The organism is Arthrobacter sp. TJ-270 (genome assembly GCF_058269075.1).
On the sequence record NZ_JBZCNB010000013.1, the window covers coordinates 44,114 to 50,113 of the forward strand.

A 6,000-nucleotide genomic window follows, 5' to 3' on the forward strand; every position below is an offset into this window, starting at 1 on the left:
CGTTCCCAGGAGGACAAAGATGTTCAATAAGATCTCACGACGCGCCGGATCCGGCGTAGCAGTCACTGTCGCAGCAGCTCTCATGCTGACGGCATGTGGCGGCAACGGCGGCGGCGAAGCCGGCGGCACCCCTGACCCGAACGAGGAAGTCACCCTCAACTTCACCTGGTGGGGCAATGACGACCGAGCCGAGCGTTACAACGAGGCCATCGCACTGTTCGAGGAAGAAAACCCGAACATCGACATCAACGGCACGTTCATGGACTTCCCCGCCTACTGGGAGAAGCGCCAGACTGAAGCCGCAGGCGGCGGTCTTCCTGACGTCATGCAGTTTGATTACAGCTACTTGCGCCAGTACGGGCAGAACGGACTGCTCCTCGACCTGTCGGAGTACGTCGGCAACGGCCTGACTACCGACACGATCGACGAGACCCTGCTGGCCACCGGCAAGCTCGAGGATCAGACTCTCGGCGTTCCCACCGGTTACAACGCCTGGTCGCTCTTCGAGAACCCGGCACTCATCGAGAAGGCCGGCGTCGAAGGCTACGAGGGCGGAACGTCCTGGGAAGAGTACGAGGAGTACATGGTTCGCGTCAGCGAAGCCAGCGACGAGGTGTGGGGCGGAACCGACTACACCGGCCGCATCCAGAACTTTGAGCTCAAGCTCCGCCAGGAGGGCCGCGAACTCTTCACCGAAGACGGTCAGCTCAACTTCACCCAGGAAGAGCTGGCCGAATTTTGGGGCAGCACGGCTGAGCTTCGCGAAAGCGAAGCAGTCATCCCCGCCCGCACGCTGGAGGAAGTACTCCCGAAGTCAGGCTTCGGTTCGAACCTCACCGCAAGCGAAATGACCTGGTCCAACTTCATGGGCGGTTACCTCGGTGACACCGGAGCAGAAGATCTGACCATTCTCGCTCCTCCCACCAGTGATCCGTCAGTGAAGGACCTCTACCAGAAGCCGTCCATGCTGCACGCAGTATCCGCTGGAACCGAGCACCCTGAAGCTGCTGTCGCCTTTGTCGAGTTCCTGGTCAACAGCCCCGAGGTCGGCAAGATCTTCGGCGCATCGCTCGGCGTCCCCGCTTCGGAGACTGCCCTCGAAGGCGCAGCCCTTGAAGGCCCCGAGCTTGAGGTCAAGGAATACCTGGACTCGGTTGCTGACCGCATTGGTGATCCCCCCGCCGCTCCGGTTGTTGGCTACGGCGCACTGGAGAACACTTTCCTCACGCTGGGTACCTCAATCGGCCTGGGCGCTACAACTCCTGAAGAAGCCGCACAGCAGTTCTTTGACGAGGCCGCCGTTACGCTCGGCAGCTGAACATCGACCTTAGCTATCACCGCTATTAGGAGCAGTTCATGACCACGGGATCGGCGCATGCGCCAACAAACACCCGCACCAACGCCGAACCCGGCACCCGTCCGGCGGGCAACCGCCGGACGGGTGGGCAGCCCAAACGCAAACGCAGCAGGGACACCGTTGCCGGTTACGCTTTCCTTTCACCATGGTTGCTCGGGCTCTTTGCACTCACCCTGGGCCCGATGCTTTATTCGCTGTACCTCGCCTTTACGGACTACAACCTCTTCACTGCACCTAAGTGGACCGGCCTGGGCAACTTCGAACGCATGGCCGGTGACACCGTCTTCTGGGGATCGGTACAGATCACCCTGATCTACGTCCTCGTTGGAACACCTATCAAGCTGGCAGCAGCACTCGCCGTGGCCATGCTGCTGAACTACAAGACCAAGGGCACCGCGTTTTTCCGCTCGGCGTTCTACGCACCGAGTCTCATCGGCGCCTCGGTCAGCATCGCGATCGTGTGGCGGGCAATGTTCTCCGCCGACGGTCCCGTCGACAGCGGACTGAGCCTGTTCGGCATCAACCTTGGCGGCTGGATCGGCGTGCCGACCCTGATCATGCCAATGATGATCCTCCTGGCTGTGTGGCAGTTCGGCGCACCCATGGTCATCTTCCTGGCCGGCCTGAAGCAGGTACCCGCCGAACTCTACGAAGCCGCCTCCGTGGACGGCGCGAAGGCATGGCGCAAGTTCCTCAGCGTCACGCTGCCGATGCTCTCCCCGGTGATCTTCTTCAACCTGCTGCTCGAGATGATCGGCGCCTTCCAGATCTTCGCTTCGGCTTACATCATCGGCTCGGGTACCGGCGGCCCTGCAGGCGCCACCAACTTCTACACCGTCTACCTCTACACCCGCGCATTCACGAACAATCAGATGGGCTACGCCTCGGCGATGGCCTGGGTGCTTCTGATCGCGGTAGGCATCCTCGCGTTCATTCTTTTCCGCACCTCCAAGAGTTGGGTGCACTACGGAGGTGACACAAAGTGACCACGATCGAATCCAACCCCACGGCAGTACCCCCGGTCCAGTCCGATCGCAAGCGCCGCCAGCCCCGACGCAAGACTGCGGCTACGGCGGCCTGGATTGTCGGCATAGTGTTGCTGACTGCGCTGGTGCTCTATCCGCTCCTGTGGATGATCTCGGCTTCCTTCAAGCCCAGCGCCGAATTCGGTTCGAACAATAGCCTCCTGCCCGAAAACCCCACCTTCGAGAACTTCGTCAAGGTCATGGAGGGTGTAGCAGGCATTCCCACCTGGAAGTTCTTCTGGAACTCCACCATCCTCGGCATCGGCGCGGTGATCGGCACAGTCATCTCCTCCTCAATGGCTGCCTATGCTTTCGCCCGTCTCAACTTCAAGGGCCGGCCGCTGTTCTTCACGATGATGATCGGGACGCTTCTGCTCCCGTTCCACGTGCTGATCATTCCCCAGTACATGATCTTCCGTAACCTCGGCATGGTGGACACCTTTTTCCCCCTCCTGGTTGGCAAGTTCCTGGCCACTGAAGCGTTCTTCGTGTTCCTCATGGTCCAGTTCATCCGCAACCTGCCCAAGGAACTCGACGAAGCGGCACGCATCGACGGCTGCGGCCACTGGCGGATCTTCTGGTCCATCACCGTTCCGCTGATCAAACCGGCGCTCATCACCTCCTCGATCTTCGCGTTCATCTGGAGCTGGAACGATTTCCTCGGCCCGCTGCTGTACCTGAACTCGCCGGAGAACTACCCGCTTCCGCTGGCACTGCGTGTCTTCAATGACCAAACCAGTGGTTCGGACTACGGCGCAACGGTTGCGATCGCCGTGCTCGCTCTGCTGCCGGTCATGTTGTTCTTCGTGATCTTCCAGCGGTTCCTCGTGGATGGCGTTGCCACCCAGGGCCTGAAGGGATGACACCCCGCAGCGCACGCAAACGGCGCGAACGACCCCAGCTCGACGGCACCCAGCTCAAGTGGCCGGGCGCCGAGGGGAAGTTCGCGCTGTTCGCGGAAGTGCTGTGGATAGGCATTCTCACCGTTGCCGGCGGACTGCTGCTTATTACCCTTCCGGCGGCGATGGCAGCCTCCACCCGGCACCTACACCGCTATCTGCTGGCCGAGCGATCCACGCTCGGCCAGTGGTGGTCGGACTTCCTTTCCGCCCTCCGTACCGGTTGGGTTGTGGGATTGGCGACGGCGGTGCTAGCCGCGGTCCTGCTCTTCAACCTCCTGCTCGCCGGCACCCAGGTGCTACCGGGCTGGCAGGCAGTACTTCTTGTCGGGCTGCTGGCACTGACCGCATTCGCGTTGGCGTTGCTGCAGGCCGCTGTCCGCTGGAGTCCCGAGAAGGGCTGGCGGCAGGCCGTGCGGGACGGGCTGCAGGCCTTTGTTGCGGACCGCGGGGCGATTGGCCCGCTGATCGTCGCGCTGGTGCTCACCGTCGTCGTAACGTGGCAATTGCCGCCGTTGATCGTGCCCGGAATGGGCTGCCTTGTTTTTGCTGTACTCGTTGTGAAGGAACGCGAGCGCAAGCTTTAGAGCTTTCCAACTCTTGAAAGGAACACCATCGTGCACTACGGCGGCGATTACAACCCTGAGCAGTGGCCCGAGTCAGTCTGGCCCGAGGACATCGAGCGGATGCGTGAAGCCGGGGTCACGATGGTGAGCCTCGGCATTTTCGCGTGGTCCCGGATCCAGCCCGCTGAGGACGTCTACGACTTCGAATGGCTTGACCGCATCATCGGCATGCTGCACGAGGCCGGCATCGCAGTCGACCTCGCGACGGCGACGGCGTCGCCCCCGCCGTGGATGACCGTCGCCTACCCGGACATCCTCGCCGCTGACGAGAACGGTGCACCGTACTGGCACGGAAGCCGGCAGCACTACGCCCCGTCGTCGCCTTCGTACCGCCGGCTGGCCTCGGCACTGGTGCAGCGTATCGCCGAACGGTACGTCGACCACCCGGCGGTGGTCCTGTGGCACGTCAACAACGAGTACGGATGCCACCTGAACCTCGATTACTCCGACTCCGCACGGGATGCCTTCCGCGTCTGGCTGAAGCGCAAGTACGGCACACTCGAAGAGCTGAACGCCGCCTGGGGAACGTGGTTCTGGGCGCAGCACTATGAGTCCTTCGATCACGTCTTCCCGCCGCGCAAGGCGCCCTACAGCCACAACCCGGGCCAGCTGCTCGACTTCCGCCGGTTCACCTCCGACATGCTGCTTGAGTGCTACCGGATGGAGCGGGACATCATCCGTGCCTCCGGAGCCACCCAGCCCGTCACCACCAACTTCATGGGTGCGTTCAAGCCCGCCAACTACTGGGAGTGGGCGGCGGAAATGGACGTCATCTCCGACGACTGCTACCCGGACCCCAACGAACCCGAGAGCTTCCGTGCCGGCGCGTTCCAGCGCGACCTGATCCGCTCCTTCAAGCCGGACACCCCTTGGCTGCTCATGGAACAGTCCACTAACGCGCTCAACTGGCGGCCCACCAACGCGCCGAAGGCCCCCGGGCAGATGCAGGCGCTGTCCATGCAGAGCGTCGGCCGCGGCGCCGACGGGGTCCTGTTCTTTCAGTGGCGGCAGTCCCGTGCGGGCGCCGAGAAGTTTCACTCCGCGATGCTGCCGCACGCCGGCACCTCCACGCGGACCTGGCGGGAGGTTGTCCAGCTGGGTCAGGATCTCGCGTCGCTGCCCGATCTTCCCGCCGGCTCCAGGGACGCCCGCGTGGCCATCGTCTTCGACTGGGAAAACTGGTGGGCGATTGAGAATCCCGACCACCCGGTTGTCCTCGACTACGTCGAGTGCGTGCAGCGCTGGTACAACGCCATCCACCGTCAGCACGTGCAGGTTGACTTCGTGCAGCCGACGTCGGACCTGGCGCAGTACGCCGTCGTCATCGCGCCGCAGCTGTACCTGCTGACGGACGACGGCGCAGCGAACCTCACGCGTTTCGTCGAGGGAGGCGGGCATCTGCTGCTGACCGCATTCAGCGACGTCGTTGACGAGTACGACCGCTTCCGCGAGGGCGGGTACCTCACCCAGTTGGGTCCGCTGCTCGGTGTATCACTTGAGGAGTTCGGCGCATTGGTGCCGCCGCAGTCAACCGGCCCGGGACAGCGGACGGCGCCCGTGGCATTCGGATCGGATACGTTCGACGGCCTGTACCTTGCCGAGGAGATCGCCGCCGTGGACGCTGAAGTGCTTGCTTCCTTCAGCGGCGGCCGCACGGAGGGTCTGCCTGCCTTCACCGGCCGCGCTGCGGGCGCCGGCCGCGCCTATTACCTCGCAACAGTGCCAGACGACGACGGCGCACGCCTGGTGAGTGCGCAGGTGTTCGAGGGTGCCGGCGTCGTGCCAGTGCTCCAGGGGCTGCCCGAGAATGTGGAGGTCGCCCAGCGCGGCGATGTGGTGACACTGATCAACCATGGTGCGGACGCCGTCGCAATCGAGGTATCCGGTACGGACCTGTTGACGGATGAGGCCGTGGACAAGGTGCACCTGGAGTCCTTCGGATACGCGCTGGTGCGTCAGTTCTAGATTCCCCGAGGCTGACGGGCGACTGGTCCGGCCTCACCACCCGCGCGGGTTTCGAATCCCTGTCGGGCGGTGGAGAATGGGCGGATGCAGCCCACTGATCCGGCCACGCCTGACGGAGTTCCGCCGGA

The 6,000-nt window shown here is 63.3% G+C and carries 5 protein-coding genes; all 5 read left to right on the plus strand.

The window, feature by feature from the left end; all coding sequences use genetic code 11:
• Positions 1–19: 19 nt before the first annotated feature.
• From AC4D2M_RS16750 to AC4D2M_RS16770, 5 genes are read left to right on the plus strand one after another with little or no spacing between them, the layout of a single operon-like run.
• A complete protein-coding gene (locus AC4D2M_RS16750) occupies positions 20–1,318 on the plus strand; it encodes an ABC transporter substrate-binding protein (protein WP_490893030.1) in 1,299 nt (432 codons plus the stop codon).
• 38 nt (positions 1,319–1,356) lie between these two features.
• Positions 1,357–2,343 (plus strand): carbohydrate ABC transporter permease, encoded by a 987-nt coding sequence (locus tag AC4D2M_RS16755; RefSeq protein WP_490893031.1) that lies wholly within the window; start codon positions 1,357–1,359, stop codon positions 2,341–2,343.
• A complete protein-coding gene (locus tag AC4D2M_RS16760) occupies positions 2,340–3,245 on the plus strand; it encodes a carbohydrate ABC transporter permease (RefSeq protein WP_490893032.1) in 906 nt (301 codons plus the stop codon). Before AC4D2M_RS16755 ends, AC4D2M_RS16760 begins: the two co-directional genes overlap by 4 nt.
• Positions 3,242–3,868 carry a hypothetical protein gene (locus AC4D2M_RS16765; protein WP_490893033.1) on the plus strand — a complete coding sequence of 209 codons (627 nt, stop codon included), beginning with the start codon at positions 3,242–3,244 and terminating at the stop codon, positions 3,866–3,868. The genes AC4D2M_RS16760 and AC4D2M_RS16765 overlap by 4 nt, the downstream gene beginning before the upstream one ends.
• 30 nt (positions 3,869–3,898) lie before the next feature.
• Positions 3,899–5,872, plus strand: a complete 1,974-nt coding sequence (locus tag AC4D2M_RS16770) for a beta-galactosidase (RefSeq protein ID WP_490893034.1) — start codon at positions 3,899–3,901, stop codon at positions 5,870–5,872.
• Positions 5,873–6,000 lie beyond the last annotated feature (128 nt).